Origin of the sequence: Arenimonas sp. MALMAid1274 (assembly GCF_049195245.1) — a bacterium.
In the GTDB taxonomy this organism is placed as follows: Bacteria; Pseudomonadota; Gammaproteobacteria; order Xanthomonadales; family Xanthomonadaceae; genus Arenimonas.
This window is the reverse complement of record NZ_JBMIRR010000026.1, coordinates 272,743-292,816: the sequence shown is the minus strand read 5'-3', so window position 1 is coordinate 292,816 and position 20,074 is coordinate 272,743. Positions and strand designations below refer to the sequence as shown.

General features: G+C 70.2%; 14 protein-coding genes. 8 read left to right on the top strand and 6 right to left on the bottom strand.

The annotated features are described in order from the left end of the window. Window positions 1–4: 4 nt before the first annotated feature. Window positions 5–814, bottom strand: coding sequence for a hypothetical protein (locus ACOQFR_RS07685; RefSeq protein WP_421380359.1), 810 nt, complete (start codon window positions 812–814; stop codon window positions 5–7). 160 nt (window positions 815–974) lie between these two features. Between ACOQFR_RS07685 and ACOQFR_RS07680 the strand changes: the two genes are divergently transcribed. From ACOQFR_RS07680 to ACOQFR_RS07660, 5 genes are all read left to right on the top strand, one after another. Further along, window positions 975–4,109 (top strand): hypothetical protein, encoded by a 3,135-nt coding sequence (locus ACOQFR_RS07680; RefSeq protein WP_421380356.1) that lies wholly within the window; start codon window positions 975–977, stop codon window positions 4,107–4,109. A 7-nt stretch (window positions 4,110–4,116) separates the two neighbouring features. Next, window positions 4,117–5,922: a hypothetical protein gene (locus ACOQFR_RS07675; protein WP_421380353.1), complete on the top strand. Its 1,806-nt coding sequence runs from the start codon at window positions 4,117–4,119 to the stop codon at window positions 5,920–5,922. A gap of 10 nt (window positions 5,923–5,932) precedes the next feature. Continuing rightward, window positions 5,933–7,108: a hypothetical protein gene (locus ACOQFR_RS07670; protein ID WP_421380350.1), complete on the top strand. Its 1,176-nt coding sequence runs from the start codon at window positions 5,933–5,935 to the stop codon at window positions 7,106–7,108. A gap of 137 nt (window positions 7,109–7,245) precedes the next feature. Beyond that, window positions 7,246–7,923, top strand: coding sequence for a superoxide dismutase family protein (locus ACOQFR_RS07665; protein WP_421380347.1), 678 nt, complete (start codon window positions 7,246–7,248; stop codon window positions 7,921–7,923). Further along, complete coding sequence (locus tag ACOQFR_RS07660; RefSeq protein ID WP_421380344.1) at window positions 7,920–8,396, top strand: GNAT family N-acetyltransferase; 477 nt, start codon at window positions 7,920–7,922, stop codon at window positions 8,394–8,396. The genes ACOQFR_RS07665 and ACOQFR_RS07660 overlap by 4 nt, the downstream gene beginning before the upstream one ends. 10 nt (window positions 8,397–8,406) lie before the next feature. On the opposite strand, the gene ACOQFR_RS07655 is transcribed toward ACOQFR_RS07660, so the two are convergent. Then, entirely contained in the window at window positions 8,407–10,098 is a 1,692-nt protein-coding gene (locus ACOQFR_RS07655; protein ID WP_421380341.1) for a hypothetical protein, read from the bottom strand. Window positions 10,099–10,216: 118 nt separating this feature from the next. Here ACOQFR_RS07655 and ACOQFR_RS07650 point away from each other — a divergent pair, with 118 nt between their 5' ends. Further along, window positions 10,217–11,269, top strand: a complete 1,053-nt coding sequence (locus ACOQFR_RS07650; RefSeq protein ID WP_421380338.1) for a CDP-glycerol glycerophosphotransferase family protein — start codon at window positions 10,217–10,219, stop codon at window positions 11,267–11,269. Between the two features lie 15 nt (window positions 11,270–11,284). On the opposite strand, the gene ACOQFR_RS07645 is transcribed toward ACOQFR_RS07650, so the two are convergent. Further along, window positions 11,285–13,501 (bottom strand): patatin-like phospholipase family protein, encoded by a 2,217-nt coding sequence (locus ACOQFR_RS07645; RefSeq protein ID WP_421380335.1) that lies wholly within the window; start codon window positions 13,499–13,501, stop codon window positions 11,285–11,287. Window positions 13,502–13,581: 80 nt separating this feature from the next. Between ACOQFR_RS07645 and ACOQFR_RS07640 the strand changes: the two genes are divergently transcribed. Beyond that, the gene (locus ACOQFR_RS07640) at window positions 13,582–15,360 is read left to right on the top strand and encodes an LTA synthase family protein (RefSeq protein ID WP_421380333.1); all 1,779 of its coding nucleotides are present in this window, start codon (window positions 13,582–13,584) and stop codon (window positions 15,358–15,360) included. Window positions 15,361–15,363: 3 nt separating this feature from the next. Here the strand turns inward: ACOQFR_RS07640 and ACOQFR_RS07635 are convergent, their stop codons facing one another. After that, a complete protein-coding gene (locus tag ACOQFR_RS07635; RefSeq protein WP_421380330.1) occupies window positions 15,364–16,248 on the bottom strand; it encodes a hypothetical protein in 885 nt (294 codons plus the stop codon). Window positions 16,249–16,384: 136 nt separating this feature from the next. On the opposite strand from ACOQFR_RS07635, the gene ACOQFR_RS07630 reads away from it, so the two are divergent. After that, window positions 16,385–17,662 carry an acetyl-CoA C-acetyltransferase gene (locus tag ACOQFR_RS07630; RefSeq protein ID WP_421380327.1) on the top strand — a complete coding sequence of 426 codons (1,278 nt, stop codon included), beginning with the start codon at window positions 16,385–16,387 and terminating at the stop codon, window positions 17,660–17,662. A gap of 124 nt (window positions 17,663–17,786) precedes the next feature. Here ACOQFR_RS07630 and ACOQFR_RS07625 read toward each other — a convergent pair whose 3' ends face one another. Both ACOQFR_RS07625 and ACOQFR_RS07620 read right to left on the bottom strand, forming a co-directional pair. Continuing rightward, window positions 17,787–19,034: a heme biosynthesis HemY N-terminal domain-containing protein gene (locus ACOQFR_RS07625; RefSeq protein ID WP_421380324.1), complete on the bottom strand. Its 1,248-nt coding sequence runs from the start codon at window positions 19,032–19,034 to the stop codon at window positions 17,787–17,789. After that, a complete protein-coding gene (locus ACOQFR_RS07620; RefSeq protein WP_421380321.1) occupies window positions 19,031–20,071 on the bottom strand; it encodes a uroporphyrinogen-III C-methyltransferase in 1,041 nt (346 codons plus the stop codon). Before ACOQFR_RS07620 ends, ACOQFR_RS07625 begins: the two co-directional genes overlap by 4 nt. Window positions 20,072–20,074 lie beyond the last annotated feature (3 nt).

The window sequence follows — 20,074 nt, the reverse complement described above, 5'->3', positions numbered from 1 at the left end:
GCGTTCAATCCGCGCGCGGACGTCCGGACACAGCCGTCCGGCCGGTCCCGGTCGCTGCTATCAATGCGAAAACAACGACGAAGGTGCCCAGAAACGTGGCGGTCTGGCTCATCGTCCCCACGGCTTCGGTCAGCGGCGCGATCCAGCCCTGTCGTGAAAGGACCACGCGAATCAGTTCGTTGAACGGGATAAACACAGCCGCCAGCAACATCGGCCACCCGTTCCGGAAATCCTTGATCACGAACAGCACGCCGACGACAAGGCACACGACCTGTCCCGTCATCGCCGCCGTCTGGAAACGGTAGAAGGTCTCCGGCCCGTCGATCCGGAACGCGGGCACGAAGCCGATCAGCGCGAAGAACAGCGCGATCCCCATGAACAGGATGCCCGTGCTCAGCAGGAAACTGCCGTGCAGCACGCGCCGCTTCTTCACGACGAAGGCGGCGACGATCAGGAACGCCAGCTCCAGGGTGCCCATCACGTTCTGCACGATCAGGAAATCGCCCTGGCCCGACACCAGCCCCTTGTAGGCCGAATGCACCGACAGCAGGGCCGTGGTGGCCACCAGCAGGGGCCCGGCAACGAATACCGCCAGCCCGATCCTGCGGTGCTGCTGCAACCGGGCCCGCCCGGCCATCCACAGCTGGCACGACAGCAGCACCAGCCAGGCCACCACCGTCGCCACGTGCAGGTGATGGTGCGCGTTCGGACGTGCTTCCCCGCCCACATACAGGTGCCAGAAGCCGGCCAGCGTCAGCCCGTAGACGAGGATGAGGAACGCATGTTCGGCGAAGTACGGTGTCGGGCTTTTCATGCGCGGGCGGGGTCCGGTTTGCAGGAATCAACGGACTCCGCACCCCCCTGCGGCCAGCTGGCCGTCCGCCTTCATCCACCGCGTTTCTTTACTTGCCCCCCCCGTGCAGCCGGACCCTGCGGTCGTCGAACGCTGCACCCCTACGACGCCAAGGTGCCCTGTGAGCAGCAGCGACAAGATCAACGTTTTCCAGTTCATGACCCTCCGCGCTCCGGAGGCGACCGACTCGCCCGGTTCCACCCGCGGCTACGTCTGGGATACCGGCGAGCTCTCCCGGCAGACCCTCGAGTACCTGGATGAAAACGGCGACCTTGCCGCCGACTACAAGGTCTCGCGGCCCCGCCGCCAGCCGTTCCGTCCCGACAGCGATTCGGCGGTGGGTCGCCTGGTGTACGAAAAGGTATTCCAGCCCGGAGGCGAGGTCAGCCCGAAGCAGATCAACGCTGCGGTCGTCGAGGGGGTGCTGGGCCAGATGGTCACGCTGCAGCCGCAGCTGGGTACCGCGCCCGTGGGCGGCCGGAGCATCGACATCGTGCACCAGCTGGACAACCAGGTGCATATCGCCACCGCCAGCGGCGACCGGTTCTACCTGCTGCCCACGCGGCTGATCGATGCGCCGGCCTTCGACGCCAGGGACTGGCTGCCGCGTGCGCGCGACCTGCTGAACCGCCACGCCCGGGTCTTCGACAAGGACGCCCTGGTGGCGGAACTCAATGCGCTGTTCGCCGGATACCAGGGCGTCTGGTCCATGGTCTACCTGTCGGAGGGGCACGCCTACAACAATGGCTTCCATTTCGCGCGCGCCAGCCTGTGGGACACCCTGTACCAGCTCTACATCCTGCGCCGCATCGTCGACATCGACCTGGGCGAAGTGATGGACGGCCTGCGCGTGCTGCATGCGATCGAGCTGGTCGCGGTCGACGCCTGCCTGGCCGCGGCCAGGGCCGGCACCCTGCCGGCCTTCCCGGGTGTCGACTACTACGCCACCCTGTTCGAAGGCATCTTCCAGGAACACAAGGGCCTGCGGAACGACCCGCTGTCGCCGCAGGCCTACACCTTCATCGCCAGCGCCGACGACCTGCGTGCCTGCCTCGAGGCCCAGGTGGTGATTCCGCCGATCGTCGCCGAACTGGGCTACTACCCGATCGGGAAGTTCAACGCCATCACGCCCTACCTGGGCGACCTGAAGGTGGTCAAGCAATGGCTGCGCGGCTACCGCGTCGGCGAAATCGCCAAGGTCGTGAACGTCATGAAGGGCGAAGAAAGGACCCGCAGCTCGCGGCTGACCGAGCGCAGCGTGGACACGCTCACCTACACCACCGACGACCGCCAGTCGACCACCTCCGAACGCCAGGCCACCGACAAGTACGACATCAAGCAGGAGGCCGAAACCGTCCTCAAGGCCCAGCTGGAGGCCAATGCCAAGGCCAACACCGACATCGGCTACGAGATGACCGGCTACAAGATCCAGACCAGCATCGGCGCCGGCTTCGCCTTCACCAACGCGTCCGAATCGACCCGCAAGAGCGCCAACGCCTTTGCGCGGGAGGTGATGGACAAGGCGGTCACCGCGGTCGAGCGCAAGACGTCCCAGTCGCGCTCGGTCACTTCCACCCGTGAGCTGGTGGACATCGACAGGCAGAAGTACATCAACACCGGCGCCACCGCCGAACATGTCTCGGGCATCTACCGGTGGCTGGACAAGCGCTACGAGGCGCAGCTGTTCAACTACGGCAAGCGCTGGATGATCGAGTTCGTCATTCCGGAGCCGGCCGCCTTCCTGGTCGAGTCCCGGCTGCAGGCGGTGGCGAAGGATCTGCGCCTGCCGCGACCGCCCACGGCGCCCGAACTGGCCCAGGTGGACATCCGCCATCCCTACGAGGACAGGGTGCTCACCGCGTCCGACATTTCGCCGGCGGTGTTCAATGCCCTCGCGGTTTCCTACGACCTGAGCGGATTCACCTATCCGGCCGCGCAGACGCCGGTGGACATCCTCAAGCAGGACGACGGCTCCAACTACTACGTCAAGGACACCTTCCCGCATGAAACGGAGAACGCCGCGTCGGCGTATTCCTTCCGCGTGCGGCTTCCGGGCGCGACCGGGAAGGTGCTGTCCGAGCTCAGGCTGGAAGGCATCGTCGACTTCCGCGGCCGGCGCGGCTCGGGCGAGCCCGACTCGCGCACCGGCGGACGCGAACTGTTCGAGAGCGAATACAACCGCATGGTCATCACCCTGGGCGGTGCCCGGGTGTGGAGCCAGCAGGACGACGACCGGGAAGGCTGGCGGATGACGCCGCAGGTCATCCCGATCAATCCCGGCCTGGTGATGGCGGGCGAAGACAGCACCCTGACGCTGTCCTTCAACGACCTGGAGTACTACCGGCTGACCATCACCGGCGTCCTGACGGACCCGACCACCGCCCGGTTCCAGGCCGATGTGTTCCGCAAGATCCAGGAGGTCGAGCAGGAGCGCGTGGACGCCATCAACGCGCCGCGGCAGCTGGCCTTCGAAGCGGCGAAGAACGAGTACCTGCAGGCGCTGGACACGCTCCGCGCGCAAACCGTGAACGACCTGCTGCAGGGGCGATCCGAGGCCTTCAACCTGGGCGTCATACGGGAAGAGCTCAAGCGCCAGTGCGTCAGCATGATTTCGCACGAGTTCGACTGGGACGAGTCCGACGACCTGATCCGCACGCTGAAGCCGATCCGCGAACGCCAGACCGGCATGGCCTACCCGACCTTCCAGGCCGGCGACGACAACGGCAAGCCGTATTCGAAGTTCGAATCGCTCGAGTTCGACGTCGAGTTCCCGTTCATGCACCTGCCGGACTCGCGCAAGAAGGGCCGCTTCACCCAGTTCCTCGAGCAGGCCTTCGAATGGCAGCAGGTGTCCTACCTGTTCTATCCCTACTTCTGGGGCCGCAGGAAGAAGTGGATCGAGCTGATGAACCGGCTCGACTACGCCGACAGCACCATGACCGCGTTCCTCCGTGCCGGTTCGGCCCGGGTGCTGGTCGCGGTGACGCCCGGCTACTACGACGCGGTGATGTATTACCTGTCCACGCGTGAGCCCTGGGGCGGCGGGCCGGCGCCGGTGATCGGCGACCCGCTGTTCATCCCCATCCACGAAGAGATCCGCAAGCAGCAGGACGACCTCGCCGGCGCCGTGCCCGATGGCGCCTCGTGGAACTTCACCGTGCCCACCAGCCTGGTCTACCTGCAGGACAGCAGCTCCCCCATTCCCGAGGATCTTTCCGATCCCGAGGAGCCCGCCGAGCCCGGCCAGCCCGGCTGAGACCGCCATGATCGCGGTAAGCATGGTGCTGGACGAGGAGGACGATGCCGTCCGCAAGGCGGAGTCCGTGGAGCAGCTGCTCGAAGAGCTGGCCGCGGTCGAGCAACGCTGGAAGCGCGAGCACTGGGCCGGCTACCTCGGCAAGGCGGTGCAGCCGCAGCGCATCGGCCTCTCGCTGGCGGTGCTTCCCGAGTCCGATGCCGTCGAGATCGAACTGGTGGTCGACGACACCCTGTTCCGCCAGCTCGCCTCGATCTACGCGCTGTGGGGCTGGCCCGCGCTGGTCGATACCCTGGACCTGCTGGAGAGGCGGCCCACGCCCAATCCCGCCCTGACCGGACTGGCGCAGGGCGCATGCCTGCTGCTGCGCGAACGCATCGCCACCGAGCTGGCCTCGGTCGAGGCCGAACTGGGCGTCTTCGGCCTGCGCCGCTGGCAGGAAACGAGCAAGCGCCTGGCGGAGTGGCGCGCGCCGTTCCGGCGCTATTCCATCAACGACCACTCCTTCCTGTTTCCCGAGGACGGCAGCTGGGAGCAGGTGGATGCGCAGCTGGACAAGTACCACGCGCTCAACCGCAAGCGCAAAAGAAGCGAGGACGAACGCAAGGGCTCGCCCGGCCTGGGCCGAGACTACGTACCGGGCGTCAACGACGAGGCCTATCCGCTGATCGCAAGGAACTGGGGCGAACGCGAGAAGCAGTTCATGAAGGAGGCGGCCGAAGTGCTGGGCAAGCTGCATGGCATCTGCCCCGCGGCCGTGCTGGTGGCCGACGCGACGGCGGACGCCTTCGACCGGAACAGCGCCTGGTTCGTGCCCAACAATGCCAGCGCCGCCAGGGAAAAACATGTGGGCGGCAAGATCGTCCGAACCCTGAACCAGGCGATCCGGCAGCTGGACGCGCTGTGTGCCGCCACCCGGCTCGATGGCATCGCCGAACTCACCGCCAAGTCCGGCGGACTCGAGCCCGACACAGGCGAGACCTGGAACACCTCCCGGCGCAAGGGCATCGCGGGCCTGGTCGCGGCCGAGCGCATCGTCGCGCGCCGCAGCCTGGAAACCTGGGACCTGGGCAATGCGCTCAAGCGGGTGGTGACGCTCCGGGTGAGCTGGGACCAGGCCCTGCTGGCCTTCTCGTTCCAGTCCGCGCAGAACGGCGTGATGAGCGTGCTGCCGCTGGTGCGCGAGTATGCCTTCGCTTCCGGCAAGGGCCGACGCAGCCTGTTCCATGCCTGTGTCGCGACGCATTACCTGCATGCGCTGGAAGCGGAGATGGAGGAAATGCGCGCGCAGGAGAAACGGTTCCAGACCCTGTTCACCCTCGTCAACTGGATCGCGGCCATCACTGCGGTCGTTTCTTTCGTCGCCCTGACCTTCGCCAGCGGCGGCGCCGCGGCGCCGGCCGGGGTGGCCGCCATCTTCGCCTTCATCGAAGGCGCCGATGCCATCGCCACCGCCCTGGTGCTGGCGCTGACGACGGTGGAGGTGATGGCCCACGCCGCGGACGCGCGCGAGCAGTGGCGACAGGCGGTCGCTGGCCTCGCGCTCGAGTCGCCGGAAACCCTGAGGGTGCTCGGGCCTACGCTCGAATCCATGGGCGCGATGGGCTGGGAGATCGGTGCGCAGCTGGTGCTGGTGCTGCTCAAGCAGAAGGCCGCACGCCTGGCCGATGCCGCGCTGGGGCTGCGCCTGGGCATCCCGGGCAAGATCGCGCTGTTCCGGCGGACGCTGGAGCTGGGCTACCTGGCCGACGATATCGGCGCCGTGGCCACCGACGGCGCGATCGTGTTCGCGCCGGTGAGGCCGGCGCCATGAGGGCGGGCCGATGAGCCTGTTCACCCGGAAGGGCGGCGCACGCACGGTCACGCCGCGCAGCAAGGGGCTGAGCGAAGCCGATGTGCCGGGCGGGCTGCCGAAGAAGCAGCGCGAGAAGCGAGCCAGGAACCAGGCCGCCGTGGAAACGACCATGGGCACGAAAACCGCGAAGCTTCACGCCGACGACATGCGCCGCTTCGTGCGTGACAATCCGGTGCCGCGCGACGTGGCCGGTATCCCGGACCAGAAGGTCGTGCTGGATGCCATCGCCCGCACGGCCAAGGACTTCGAGGGCAGGACGATCACCGTCGACCAGTTCATCGGCCGCCTGTGGGAACGCCTGATGCTGCGTGCGCCCAGCGTGCACGGAAGGCTGGCCGATCCGCTGAACAACGCGATCCGGATGCAGGCCTTCTTCCTGGGCCGCATCCACTCGGCGACCGTGCAGGTCGACCCGCGCACGGGAAGGCTGTCAGGCGGTACCGGGTTCTTCGACGCCAGCGGGCAGAACGTGTACCTGACCGACGAAGGCCGCGCGGCTCTGGTGAAGCGGACCCAGGCCCTGGGCACGTTCGCCAGCGCGCATCCGGACGTGCTGGCGAAGAAGGGACTGGTCTATGCCGACCGGTTCCGCATCGGAGGCAGGGACTACGTGGACGGCGCCCTGCTAATGCCGTTCGAAGGCCGCTACATCGTGCTGCTGCGGATCGAGGCGAAGACGAAATTCTCCGGCGGCGTCGATTCGCAGCTGGGGGCCTTCTTTCCCCGGCTGGCGTCCGCCGGCGTGGACCAGAAGATCGAGTGCTACATCAATGGCGTGCACGTGGACAACCTCGCGCGCAGGGACCTGCTGTTCAATCCGACCTGGACCGATTCCGGGGTCGGGGTGCAGGAATGGGACGAAAGCCTGGAGGCGTGGAAGGACGCGCGGGCCTGGACGGCGGACGCCACGCCGGACGGGCTGCGGAAACCGCAGGCGTCGGAGCTGGGCGATCGCCTCGACCGGTCCGGGCGTCGCCTGGCGCGGTTGCCGGCGGCCCAGCGCCCGGCCTTCATCGATGCGGCCGCGGACACCAGCAGCCGCGCACAGTTGAGCGCGTTGTCCACGTCCGGCCAGGTGCTGTATGCAAAGGCCGACATGCGCCCGATGCGGAACTGGCTCTTGCGGGCCGTGCGCAGAACCTAGCCGCAACGACGGCCCTGGCCGCGTCCGCGAACCCGTGGCCACCCTTGCGTCCATCGGGCAATGCGCACGGGCCGCCTTGACCATGCGTTAATGCAGACCCGCGCAAGCTGCGGCTTCCCGTTCGAAAAGGATCCGACATGACCCCCATCCGCTCCCTGCTGCTGCTCGGCTCCGCCCTCGCGTTGTCCGCCTGCAAGCCCGCCGAAACCCCCGTGGCCGAGGCGCCCGCCGCCCCCGCGCCGATCGCGCCGGCGGTCACCGAGCCCGCGCCCACCATGGCCACCACGCAACTGGCCGCCACCGCGCGTGCCACCCTGGCCGCGGTCGGCGACAGCGGCGCCGGCGGCGAGCTGGTGTTCACGGTGGACAACGGCGGCGTGCGCGTCACCGGCACGCTGACGGGCCTCAAGCCCGGCGCCACCCATGCCTTCCACGTGCACGAGTTCGGCGACTGCAGCGCGCCCGATGCCACCAGCGCCGGTGGCCACTTCAATCCCGGCCAGCAGCCGCACGGCAACCGCGAAACCGGCGGCCCGCACCACGCCGGCGACATCCCCAACCAGGTGGCCGGCGATGACGGCCAGGCCGCGGTGGACCAGCGCCTGGACGGCCTGGAGATCGGCAGCGGCGGTGCCAACGACATCGTCGGCAAGGGCGTGATCGTGCATGCCAAGGCCGACGACTACACCACCCAGCCCACCGGCGACGCCGGCGGCCGCATCGCCTGCGGCGTGATCATGGCCGAGGGCGCGATGCCCGCGACCGACCTGCCGGCCGACGCGCCGGCCGCCGACGCGATGCCCGACGCCTCGTGAGTCCCGCGCCCGCCCCGCTGCACATCCGCCAGGCCACCGTCGACGACGTCGACCGGCTGGCGGACTGGGCCGTGGCCATGGCGCTGGAAACCGAGCACAAGCAGCTTGACCCCGGCACCGTGCGCCTCGGCGTGCGCGCGGTGCTGGACCAGCCCGGCCGCGGCATCTACTACATCGCCGAACGCGCGGGCGAAGCCGCCGGCACCCTGATGCTCACCTACGAGTGGAGCGACTGGCGCAACGGCGACTGGTGGTGGATACAAAGCGTCTACGTCGCGCCCGGCCACCGCCGCCAGGGCGTCTATGCGGCGATGTACGAACACGTGCGCGCCGCCGCGCAGGCCCGCCCCGACGTCTGCGGCCTGCGTCTGTATGTTGAACACGCCAATGCGAATGCCCAGCGCACCTACGAGTCGCTGGGCATGGCCGACGCCGGCTACCGCATGTACGAGGCGGCCTTGCCAAAACGCTGAGGCCGCGGCGTCACAGCCGCGAATGCTCCAGCGGCCGCTCGCGGTGCATCAGCGTCCATTCGGCGTGTTCGCCCAGCGCGGCCTCGCCCAGGGTGCGCAGGATCTGCCGGCGCTCCTCGTCGCTGCGGCACTGGCCCAGCCGCCGCTGCGCCGCGCTGAAGATGCGCGCCATGAAGCGGTACTGCTTGATCAGTTCCTTGTCGGCCTTCTTGTAGGCATAGGCCTCGTGCACCGCGGCGGTGAGCGACAGCAGGCCCATCGCGGCCACCATCAGGTTCTGCAGCTGCCCGTCCAGCCGCCGCGCGAACACGGCCAGCAGCAGGCTCAGGCCGATGCCGGTCCACAGGCAGATGGAGGCCAGCCATTCCGTGCGCCGGTGCTGCACCGCACGGCGGGCCGCCGTCTGCTGGTAGTAGTCCAGCTGGCCGGCGCTGCCCGGCGCGCCGATCCATTCGGCGATCACCCGGGCCAGGCCGTCGTGGTCGGCCGACAGCGGCGCCAGCATGCCCTCGACGCTGGCGCCACGCATCACGTTGCGGATCCAGCCCAGCTCCACGTCCTGCTTCTGCAGGAAGTTGTCGTGCGCGAACGAGGGCCGGCTGCTGTCCACGATGCCGGCGCGGCGCCAGTACGACTGCACGCGCAGGCCTTCGGCCAGGGCGCGGTAGTCGATGTACTTGCGGTGCCATTCGCGCCGCTGCGCCACCGCGTTCACCGCCACGCCCAGCGCGAACAGCGCCAGGAACACGTACAGCATCAGGTCCTGCTGCACGAGGTCGGAATAGGCGATGAAGGCGAAACCCATCATGCCGGTCAGCAGGTAGGTCATCAGCAGCACGCGGCTGACGCGGCGGCGATAGGTGGTGGCCAGCCAGTCCGCGGCGACGAAGGCCTGCTGTATCGGGCAGCCCGACGGCGCGGCGGCCACGGCGGCGGTGATCTCGTTTTCGTAGCGCGTACGGTCGGCGAGGAATTCGCGGTGGCGCCGGAAGATCTGGTCGAAGGCGGGCGGGATGGCGGCGTGTTCCTGCATCGTGTCGCCCGAGGTGAGCCAGCGGCCGCGGCCCAGGCCGGGGCTGCCGCCCGCGCGGCCGACGGGCAGGTGGTGCACCAGGGTTTCCTCGTCCAGGCCCAGCGTGGCCGCCGCCGACTGACGGCGATCGATGGCTTCGGGCATGTGCCCCTGCAGGTGGAAGGCCACCACCTGCGCGGTGCCGCCCAGCAGGCCCGACTCGACGCCGTCCCACAGCGCCAGCAGCACGTGGCAGTGGGTGGACGTGAAGATGCCGGCCTGCGCGTACTGCAGGTCGCGCGCATGGCCGCTGGCTGCGGCGGCCTGGGTATCGGTGCTGCGCAGCAGCGGCAGCGCCAGCACTTCGGACGCAGCCAGCTGATGGTCGTACACCGCCACGCTGTCGTCGCTGTCGAAATCGTCGCGGTACATCGCCACCGGCACCGGCAGCACGGCCACCACGCGCAGTCCCAGCTCCAGGGCCACGGCCGTGACCAGCTGGTCGGCGCCCGCAGCCAGCGGCGACAGCAGGGTCAGCGGCAGGCCGGGATAGGCCGACTGCAGCCCGAGAAAAAAGTCGCGCACCTGCTGGCGCAGGGCCGGCACTTCGTCCGCGCGCAGGTCGCGGTGCCCGGTGACGCCGATGACCAGGCTGCCCGCCAGCGAAGGATGGCGCTGTTGACCCGACATGCCCGTGATTGCCCCCGTTGGCGGTGCCTGCATACTATCCGTCCGCCGCACGGGACGGGCTACGGTCTGGTCCAACGTGGAAACCGCCGCCGACCGGCGCCGTCGATCGAGGTCCCGGGTGCCGAGCTACCTGCTGTTTGCCACCGAACGCTACGCCCTGCCCATCCTGCAGCCGCTGGCCGATGCGCTGCTGGCCACGGGCCACGGGGTGCATGCGCTGCTGGTGGACGGCGCCGCGGGCGCCACGCTGTCGGGTGGCGTGCAGGCCGTGGACGTGGCGCGGGCGGTGGCCCTGAAGCCGCGCGCGGTCTTCAGCGCCGCCAACTGGGTGCCGCCTTTCCTGGGTGGCGCCAAGGTGCAGCTCTTCCACGGCTTCAACGTCGAGAAGCGCGACGATGCGCGCGGCCACTTCCGCGTGCGCGGCCTGTTCGACCTGTACTGCACGCAGGGTCCGCTGACCACGGCGCCGTTCCGCAAGCTGGCCAGGCAGCAGGGCCACTTCGCGGTGGTGGAAACCGGCTGGCCCAAGCTCGACCCGCTGTTCGGGCCGGAGGATGCGGTGGCGCAGGATTTCCGCGCGCGTGCCGGCGGCCGGCCGATCGTGATGTTCGCGTCCACCTTCACCGAGCGGCTGAGCGCGGCGCCGCACCTGCACGAGGCCATTGCCGCGCAGATCGCGGCCGGCGACCGCTACTGGCTGCTCACCCTGCATCCCAAGTGCGCGCCTGGGCTGTTCCAGCGCTACCGCGCGCTGGCCGGCGACAACGCGCTGTTCTTCGAAACCGAACAGCTGGTTTCGGCCCAGCGCGCCGCCGACGTGCTGCTGGCCGACACCACCTCGGTGGTCTCGGAGTTCGCGGTGCAGCGCAAGCCGGTGGTGACCTTCCGCAACCGCGCGCCGAAACCGCACATGCTCGACTTCGATCGGCCGTCCTGGCTGCCGGTGATGCTGGACCGCGCCTTCGCCGCCGACGAGGCCCTGCAGCTGGCAATCGCCAGCTATGCCGACGGCATCCATCCCTGGCGCGATGGCCAGTCCTCGCAGCGCGTGATCGCCGCCACCGAAGACCTCATCGCCGGGCGGCTCGGTGCGCTGCGCCCCAAGCCGCGCAACTGGCTGCGGCACCTGCAGATCCGGCGCGAGCTGGGCTACTGGGGCCGCGCCGGCTGAGCGCGCGGCCGCGGCTCAACGCGGCCGGCCCAGTTCCAGCAGGAAGATGCCCTCGCCGCCTTCGCGCAGGCCGTAGCCGAACTGCAGCGGCCCCAGCCACGAGTCGAAGCCGAAATACAGGCTGCCGTGGATTTCGGCCTCGCCGTCGGACATGGACTCGTTGGCCAGCCAGGTCTGGCCGTATTCCAGCGTGCCGCCGAACACCGCCGGCCGGTTGAAGATGCGGCCCAGCTCGTAGGTGTAGCCGCCGTAGGCCAGCGCATAGTTCTCGGCCAGGCGTTCATTGGGCCGGTAGCCGGCGAAGCGCGTCAGGCCGCCGAGGCGGAACAGGCTTTGCACCGGGATCACGTCATCGCTGGACGCGTGGTAGCGCAGGCCCAGGAAACCCGAGTGCTTGCCGATCGCCTGCGCATGCAGCAGGTCCAGGTTGGTCTGCTGGAAATCGTGGTCGGCGCCCAGCGTGCCGCGCGACACCACCTGGCTGAGCACACCGTAGGTGCCGGCGCGCGGCAGGTAGGCGCTGTCGATGCGGTCGTAGGTCAGCGCCAGCTCCACCTCGCCCTGGTCGAAGCGCAGGTCGTCGAACAGCGGGTTGCCCAGCTCCAGCTTCACGGTGCCGGCGCGACGCTTCCAGCCGAAGGTGGCGGCGCCGTAGTTGCCGAACTCGCGGCCCAGGGTGAACTCGCCGCCCCAGCTGGGCACGCGGTAGTTGGCCACGCGGGTGCCGTCGTCGGCGAACAGGCCGAACTTGGGGCTTTCGTAGCTGGCCTGTCCGATGAAGAAATAGTCGCTGGCCACGCCCAGCGGCTGGTAGTAGTCCAGCAGCAGGCCGGGCTCGTCGCCGATCTGCATCAGCCCGCGCAGTTCGCCGCCGGCCGCGTTCACCGGCGCGCGCAGCACGCCCGCGCGCAGGTTCACGAAGAAGTCGCCGCTGAAGTCGGAGTACAGACTCAGGCCGGTTTCCAGATAGTTCGGGCCGTAGCTGTGCGGCGTCACCGTGACCACCACGCCGGTGCGGTCCTGTTCGCGCACCAGGTCGTAGGTGACCAGGTCCATGGTGTCCAGGCCGTAGATGCGCTGCAGGTTGTCCTGCAGGCGCGGCGTGTCCAGCGGCTTGCCCGGCGCGATGTCGATCATCGCCAGCAGGAATTCGTCGGCGTAGCGGCTGCGGTTGTCCAGGCGCACGAAGTCGATCACCGGCGCGTCCTTGTCGGGCACCGGGCGCGCGGCCAGCGCGGCATCGTAGCGGCCGGTGTCCAGCGCCATCGCGGCCAGGCGCGGGCGCAGCGCTTCCAGGCTCTGGTCGCCCAGCTTCAGCGCCAGCTCGATCTTGGCGAAGTCGGTGGTGGACACTTCGCTGCCCAGCGCCGGCTGCACCAGCAGGTCGCGCTCGGTGAGCGTGGCGATCTGCGCCTTGGCGCTGCCCACCGTGAGGAAGCCGCTGATCTGGTCGACGATGTTGAACAGGCCCGCGCTTTCATCAAGCTTGGACAGCGGCGTGCTCACGTCCACCGCGATCACGATGTCGGCGCCCATTGCGCGCACCACGTCCACCGGCACCTGGTTGGCCAGGCCACCGTCCACCAGCACCCGCTCGTCCAGGATCACCGGCTTGAACACGCCCGGGATGGACATGCTGGCGCGCATGGCCAGGGCCAGGTTGCCGCGGCCCAGCACCACGGCCTGGCCGGAGTTGAGGTCGGTGGCCACGGCGCGGAACGGGATGGGCAGCTGGTCGAAATCGTCGCGGATGGCCACCGGCTGGGTCATCTGCTCGAGCAGCAGCAGCACGCGTTCGCCCGACAGCACGCCGGGCGCGATCTTCAGGCCTTCGTTGCCGATGCCGGGCTTGCCGGCCACCAGGGCCAGGTCGTCGTCGCGCTTGCGGCGGAAGGAACGCTGCGGGCGGTCCAGGCGGTCGGTGAACATGCGCTGCCAGTCCATCGCCCGCAGCTCGCGCTCGATGGTGTCGGCCGACATGCCCGAGGCATACAGGCCGCCCACCAGCGCGCCCATGCTGGTGCCGGCGATGCAGTCCACCGGGATGCGCTGGCGCTCGAGCTCCTTGAGCACGCTCACATGCGCGAAACCGCGGGCGCCGCCGCCGCCCAGCACCAGGCCGATGCGCGGGCGGTCGGGGTCGCCGTCAGCGCGGCGGCAGGAGGGTGCCTGCGCGGCGGACGCGGCCGCGGCGAACAGGCAGGCAAGGACCATCAGGCGGGCAAGCATCATGGGACATCCACGGTGTGGGGCGGCGGCGACGCCCGTGCGGCGGCTAGTCTATCGCGGGGGACTGTTACGCTTTGCCCCGCATGAACGACACCCCCACCCCTCCGACCCCGACCCGCACGCGCGCCGGCGACCGCCTGATGGGGCTGGCCGCGCTGCTTCTGCTGGCGCTGTCGGGCTACCGCGCCTGGCAGGTGGACCGCTCTCTGGGCGCCTACCTGGACTGCGACCGCTGCCTGGTGGTGCCGGTGATCGGGCAGGACCTGTGGCTGCTGTTCGCGCTGCTGTCCGCCTTCCTGCTGGCGCGCTGGCTGGGCACGCGCGTGCTGGCCTGGATGCTGGGCCTGGGCGCGGCCGCGCTGATGCTGGCCTTCGTGGTGGACGTGGGCGTGCAGAGGCTGCTGAGCCGGCGCCTGCTGTGGGAAGACCTGCAGCGTTACGGCGGCGAGGCGGCGGCGAACGCGTCGGTGCTGTGGCCCTTCCTGCGCACGCCCGAAGGCGCGGCATTCGGCGTGGCGGGCCTGGCCCTGGTGCTGGCCGCGGGACTGGCGGTGGCGCGCGCGGCGCGGGCACCGCGGCGACAGGGACGCGGGGCCTGGCTTGCCGCCACCGGCCTGGTGCTGGCCCTGGCCTGGCTGCCCGGCAGGACCTGGTACCTCAACACCCTGGGCTACGAAAACGTGCTGGCCATCAACCGCGGCAACGGCATGGCCCGGCCCTACGGCCCCGCGACCCTGCAGCGGTTGAAAGACACCGCGCCGCCGGCGCCGGTGTGCGAGGCCGGACTGCAGCGCCAGGCGTCGGTGATCGTGGTGGTGGTCGAGTCGCTGTCGCTGCGCCACAGCCGGTTGTTCTCGGGCTTGCCCGACGACCTCACGCCCGGTCTGGACGCGCTGGCGCAGCGGGGCAGCTGGTTCCCCGATTTCTACGCCAACGGGTTTTCGACGGAAGGCGGGCTGATCGCGCTGATGACCGGGCATGCGCCGCTGTCGGGCATCCGCTACGGCACCACGATGCTGTTCACCCAGGTGCACGGCGATTTCCATCGGCGGCTGGCGGCGCGCGGGCATCGCACGCACTTTTTCACCACCGGCGACCTGCAGTTCACCGGGCGCGAGCGCTGGCTGCGTGCGATCGGCGTGGAGGCGATGGAGGGCGACAAGCATCCGGCCTACGACGGCCTGCCGCGCGGCGCCTTCAATGCCGCCAGCGATGCGGCCTTGTTCGACCGCGTGCTGCAGTGGTACGACCACGAGCGCGGGCCGGCGCCGTTCATGGCCACGGTGCTGACGGTGGGCATGCATCCGCCGTTCGTGGCGCGCGACGGCGGTGATGGCGGCGAGGCCGCCGCGGTGCGCAAGGCCGATGCGGCGATCGCGGAGTTTGCGCGCGCGCTGGATCAGCGCGGCTATTTCCGCGACAACCTGCTGGTGGTGGTGGGCGACCATCGCATGATGGCGCCGGTGCGGCGCGACGAGCTGCAGCGCTTCGGGCCGGCGGCGATGGTGCGGGTGCCCGCCTTCGTGGTCGGTGCCAGTGGGCTGCCGCCGGGGCCGGTGCCGGGCGAGTTCCAGCAGGTGGACCTGGTGCCGTCGCTGCAGTACCTGCTCGATGCGCGCAGCTGCCGCAGTCCGCTGCAGGGCCGCATGCTGGGCGCTGATCCGCAGGCCGCGCCGGCGCTGGTGCTGGCCGATCCGATGCGCTACGACCAGGTGCTGGCGCGCGTGGCCGGGCGCGAACACGTGCTGGTGCTCGACGGCGAGGACTCGCGCTGGCGCGGCGCCGCGCCTGACCCGGGCTTCGAGCTGGCGCTGGAAGTGGCGCGGCTGCGCGTGGGGCGCGACCGCCCGCCGCCGCCCTGAAGCCTAGGCTTCGGTCAGCACGCCGCGCGGATCGCGGCCCGCGGGGCAATGGTCGAAGGTGACCGGGATGCCGTGGGCTTCCAGCACCGTCGCGAACTGGCGCTGCCGCATCTGGAACTGTTCGAAGGCGCGCGTGAGCCGCTCGGCATCCACGCCGGCGGGCGCGAAGCCGCCTTCGGCCCAGGCGTCGATGTCGAGCAGGGCGATGCGCACGCCGCCGTCGGCGTAGCGGGCCAGCGGTTCGGGCGGCGCGTCCAGCCACTCCTCGCCCGCGGGGGCCAGCAGCGCGGTTTCCACCAGCGGCCACAGCGGCGCCAGGCCGGCGTGCTCGTACTGCATGGCCATCATCGCGGCCAGGTCGTTGAGGGTGAGCAGGCGCGCGTGTTCGATGCGCGCCTGGAAGCCGTCCTGCGCCAGCAGCGCGGTGTCGGCGCCGGCCATGCCGGTGTCCAGCAGCACCTGTTCCAGCTGGTCGCCGACCCGGGCCACGCGTTCGGCGTCGCCGCGCAGCAGCAGCGGCAGCAGGCGCAGCGGGCCCTGCGCGTGTTCGTCGGCGGGCTGCAGCGGCGCGGGCAGGCCCTCGGCACCGGCGCCGAAGCCGATCACGCGGGCGCCGGCGGCCCCCGGCGCGCGGGCGACCAGGCGTTCGAGCTCGGCGTGCAGCCGATAGCCGGGACGCAGCAGTTCCACCGGATCGAACAGCGCGGCCACGAGGCCCAGGTCCAGCTCGGCGGCCTCGGGCACCAGCTTGGCCAGGTCGCGCGCCACCAGCGCGGCCAGCGCGCCGGCGGCCTCGGGACCCAGCCGCGTGCGGCCGGCGCCGGCACCGGGCGACAGCTCCAGGGCGACGGCGGCGAGGCAACTCAGGGCAGGTCGGGTCATCGGCATACGGTGGCGTCGGGTTATGATCCCATCATACCCGCCGACCCCCGGCTGCCCGCTGCCGGGGCCGGTGAACGCATTGTCCCCGGGTCCGGACCGCGCCCGTCGCGGCCCGGAATGCCGGCCAGCCAGGAGTGATCGAATGTCGCCCACCCGTCGTGTCGCCATCCTCGGCGGCGTCCGCATTCCCTTCTGCCGCAACAACACCGCCTACCACGACGTCGGCAATCTGGGCATGTCGATCAAGACGCTCGGCGCGCTGGTCGAGAAGTTCAAGCTGCACGGCGAGACGCTGGGCGAAGTGGCCATGGGCGCGGTGCTCAAGCACAGCAGCGACTGGAACCTGGGCCGAGAGGCGGCGCTTTCCTCGGGCCTGTCGCCGGCCACGCCGGGCATCACGCTGCAGCGCGCCTGCGGCACCGGCCTGGACACGGTGATCCTGATTGCGAACAAGATCGCGGTGGGACAGATCGAGGCCGGCATCGGCGGCGGCTCCGACACCACGTCCGACGTGCCGATCGTGGTCAGCAAGCGCCTGCGTCGCCGGCTGCTGGACGCCAACATGGCGCGGTCGTTCGGGGCGCGGCTCAAGGCCTTCAAGGGCTTCAGGTTCAAGGAGCTCAAGCCCGATTTCCCGGGCGTGGGCGAGCCGCGCACCGGCAAGTCCATGGGCGAGCACTGCGAGCTGATGGTCAAGGAATGGCAGATCCCGCGCGAGGCGCAGGACCAGCTGGCGATGGAGTCGCACAAGAAGGCGGCCGCGGCGTACGAGCGCGGGTTCTACAGCGACCTGGTGGCGCCGTTCCGCGGCCTGGAGCGCGACAACATCCTGCGCCCCGATACGTCGATGGAAAAGCTGGCCACGCTCAAGCCGGCCTTCGACAAGACCTCCGGCCAGGGCACGCTGACGGCCGGCAATTCCACGCCGCTCACCGACGGTGCGTCAGCTGCGCTGCTGTCGTCCGAGGAGTGGGCCAAGGCGCGCAACCTCGAGATCCAGGCCTACCTGGTGGATGCGCAGGTGGCCGCGGTGGACTTCGTGCATGGCGAAGGCCTGCTGATGGCGCCGTGCTGGGCCGTGGCGCAGATGCTGACGCGCAACCGGCTGTCGCTTCAGGACTTCGACTACTACGAGATCCACGAGGCCTTCGCGGGCCAGGTGCTGTGCACGCTCAAGGCCTGGGAGAGCGAGGAGTTCTGCCGGACCAAGCTGGGCCTGGACAAGGCGCTGGGTTCGATCGACCGCAGCAAGCTCAACGTGGTCGGCAGCTCGCTGGCCCTGGGCCACCCCTTCGCCGCCACGGGCGCCCGCATCGTCGCCACCGCCGCCAAGCTGCTCAAGGAAAAAGGCTCCGGCCGCGTCCTGATCTCCGTCTGCACCGCCGGCGGCATGGGCGTCACCGCCATCGTCGAACGCTAAAAATCCGGGGTCAGAGTAAGTTTATCTTCCGAGCGAAATCCGGGGTCAGAGTAAATTTATCTTCGTAGCGGCTCGCCGCGGGGCGAACGCTCCGAAGATAAACTTACTCTGACCCCGGATTTGGTTAGCGGGGGAGCAGGGGGATGCCGTGTTCGTTGCGCTGTTCGGCGACGGCCTGGTCGGCGATCTGTTCGCGGAGGGTGCGGCCGGAGAGGCTCAACGGCGGTTCGTCGCGCGAGACGCGCAGCGCGTTGGCGTAGGCCAGGGCGGCGCGGGCGCTGTCGTTCTGCGCGGTCCACACGTGGCCCAGCCACTCCCAGGCTTCGGCGCCTGCGCCCTGGGCCAGGGCGCGGTGCAGGTAGTCCTCGGCCTTGCCCCACAGCTGCTGCTGGAAACACAGCTGCGCCAGCGCGACCAGCAGCGCCGGATCGTTGGCATGCGCGGCCATCCAAGCTTCGGCGCGCGGCAGCCGCGCGATCTCGCGCGCCACCGGCAGGCGGCCGTAACGCGAGACGAACGCAGGTTCCCACTGCGCATCGAGGGCATCGGCCAGCGCCTGCACACCCTGCGCTTCCAGGCCCAGCGCCACCGCGCGATGCGCGAAGGCATCAGCCACCGAAGGCGCCAGCTGCAGCCGCTGCGGATGCGCCTGCCAGCGCTGCAGCAGCACGTCGGCCTGCGGTGCCTGCTCCAGCGCGGCCGCGGCCAGCTGCAGTTCCAGCGCCGACAGCTGGTCAGCCGGAAGGGCCTGTTCGCGCCGCAGTGCATTGAGCTGGGCCTGCGCCTCGTGGGCACGGCCACGCGCGGCCATCGCCTGCGCCTGCAGCACCAGCGCGCGCGGCGGCAGCGGACCCGTCAGCCCGGACAGCGCTTCGAGCACTTCGTCATGACGCTGCAGTTCGGCCAGCCGCGTGGCCTGCTCAAGCACGCCCGCAGGATGATCGTGCGCCAGCAGCGCCGCCTGGTGCCGCGCCGCGGCCTCGACGTCGCCGTGGCTGGCGGCCGCGCGGCGCGCGCCCAGCAGCGCCGGCGTGCGCAGCTCGGCGTCGTCGGCGGCCTTGGCCAGCAGCGATTCGGCGCGCGCCCAGCGTCCCTGGTGCAGCGCTTCCAGCCCGCTGACCAGGCGATTGCGCGCCTGCTGCCGCGCATGCCGGCGCCACGCGCGCAGCGGCAGCTGCAGCAGCCACCACAGCGCCCAGATCAGGAACCACGCCAGGCCCCAGGCCAACACGAAATACGCCAGCGTGGTGGTGTACGTGAGGCCACGGAACCGCACCACCACATCGCCCAGGTCCTGCGAAAACACGCTCCACGCAAACGCGCCCAGCACCGCCAGCGCCAGCCACCACAGCAGGCTGCGGTAAAGATTCATGGCGCCGGCGTCCGTCCGCGGCGAAGGTCGCGCAGCTGCTGCAGCCCCGCCCCCTGCAGCGGCAGGTCGGGCCGCAGCGTCAGCGTGGCCAGGCCGGAAAGTTTTTCGCGCTGCGCGCGCAGCGACGCGTCGTCGGCGTACAGCCGCTGCAGCCACTGGTCGATGCGCTGGATGCCGGCGCGGAAACCGCCTTCGTCGCGACGGTCCAGCGCAGTGCGCGCCAGCGCCAGCTCCAGCGCCAGCGTGGCCTCGCCGGTGGCGCGGTCGGCCGGCGAGATCAGGTCCTGCGGATTGCTGGGGCGCACTTGCACCACGGCGTCGAGCAGGCGCTGCCAGCCCGAAGCTGCGGGCGCGGCGGCAGGCGTGGACCCGGGCGCGCGGCTGGTGAAGCCCGCGAGCCCCGACTGCAGCGCGTCCAGTTCGGCCGCCGCCGCGGTGCGCGGATCGGCCGGCAGCGCACGCAGCGCGGCCAGTTCCTGGCCCACGGTCTGGCGCAGGTTGATGTAGAGCGGATCGGTGAGCGGCGCCAGCGTGTCGTGCGCCAGCGACGTGGCCTGGATCGCGCCGGGCAGATCGCCGGCGATATCCAGCCGCGCCTGCGCCAGGCTCAGCAGCAGCTCCACCTCGTCCAGCCGCAGCGCATCGCGGCCTTCGCTGGCCTGGGCCGAGAGTTCGCGCAGGTTGTCTTCCAGGATCGCGGCGCGCTGGCCGACGCCCAGCACCTCGTCGCGCAGCAGGCCGGTGCGCGCGGTGGTGTCGGTGAGGCGCTGGTCCAGGCCGTGGTGGGTGCGGCGCAGCGAGACCAGGGCCTGTTCGGCCTCGAGCAGGCGCGCGTCCAGCGCTTCCGGGCTCAGGTCGGGGCCCGCTTCTTCGCTTGGCCGCAGGGCCTGCCAGCCGCGCCAGGCGCCGTAGACGCCCGCGGCCAGCACGGCGCACAGCAGCAGCCAGCCCAGGGCCCCGAACGGGCGGCGTGCAGGCGGGGTATCGGAGGATTGTTCGAGCACGGTGTCCACTGCCGACAAGGAACGCGAAAACAACCG

Coding starts and splice junctions, on each gene's coding strand:
- ACOQFR_RS07685 (WP_421380359.1), bottom strand. CDS start 814: ATGAAAAGCCCGACACCGTACTTCGCCGAACATGCGTTCCTCATCCTC.
- ACOQFR_RS07675 (WP_421380353.1), top strand. CDS start 4,117: ATGATCGCGGTAAGCATGGTGCTGGACGAGGAGGACGATGCCGTCCGC.
- ACOQFR_RS07670 (WP_421380350.1), top strand. CDS start 5,933: ATGAGCCTGTTCACCCGGAAGGGCGGCGCACGCACGGTCACGCCGCGC.
- ACOQFR_RS07665 (WP_421380347.1), top strand. CDS start 7,246: ATGACCCCCATCCGCTCCCTGCTGCTGCTCGGCTCCGCCCTCGCGTTG.
- ACOQFR_RS07655 (WP_421380341.1), bottom strand. CDS start 10,098: ATGTCGGGTCAACAGCGCCATCCTTCGCTGGCGGGCAGCCTGGTCATC.
- ACOQFR_RS07645 (WP_421380335.1), bottom strand. CDS start 13,501: ATGATGCTTGCCCGCCTGATGGTCCTTGCCTGCCTGTTCGCCGCGGCC.
- ACOQFR_RS07640 (WP_421380333.1), top strand. CDS start 13,582: ATGAACGACACCCCCACCCCTCCGACCCCGACCCGCACGCGCGCCGGC.
- ACOQFR_RS07635 (WP_421380330.1), bottom strand. CDS start 16,248: ATGCCGATGACCCGACCTGCCCTGAGTTGCCTCGCCGCCGTCGCCCTG.
- ACOQFR_RS07630 (WP_421380327.1), top strand. CDS start 16,385: ATGTCGCCCACCCGTCGTGTCGCCATCCTCGGCGGCGTCCGCATTCCC.
- ACOQFR_RS07625 (WP_421380324.1), bottom strand. CDS start 19,034: ATGAATCTTTACCGCAGCCTGCTGTGGTGGCTGGCGCTGGCGGTGCTG.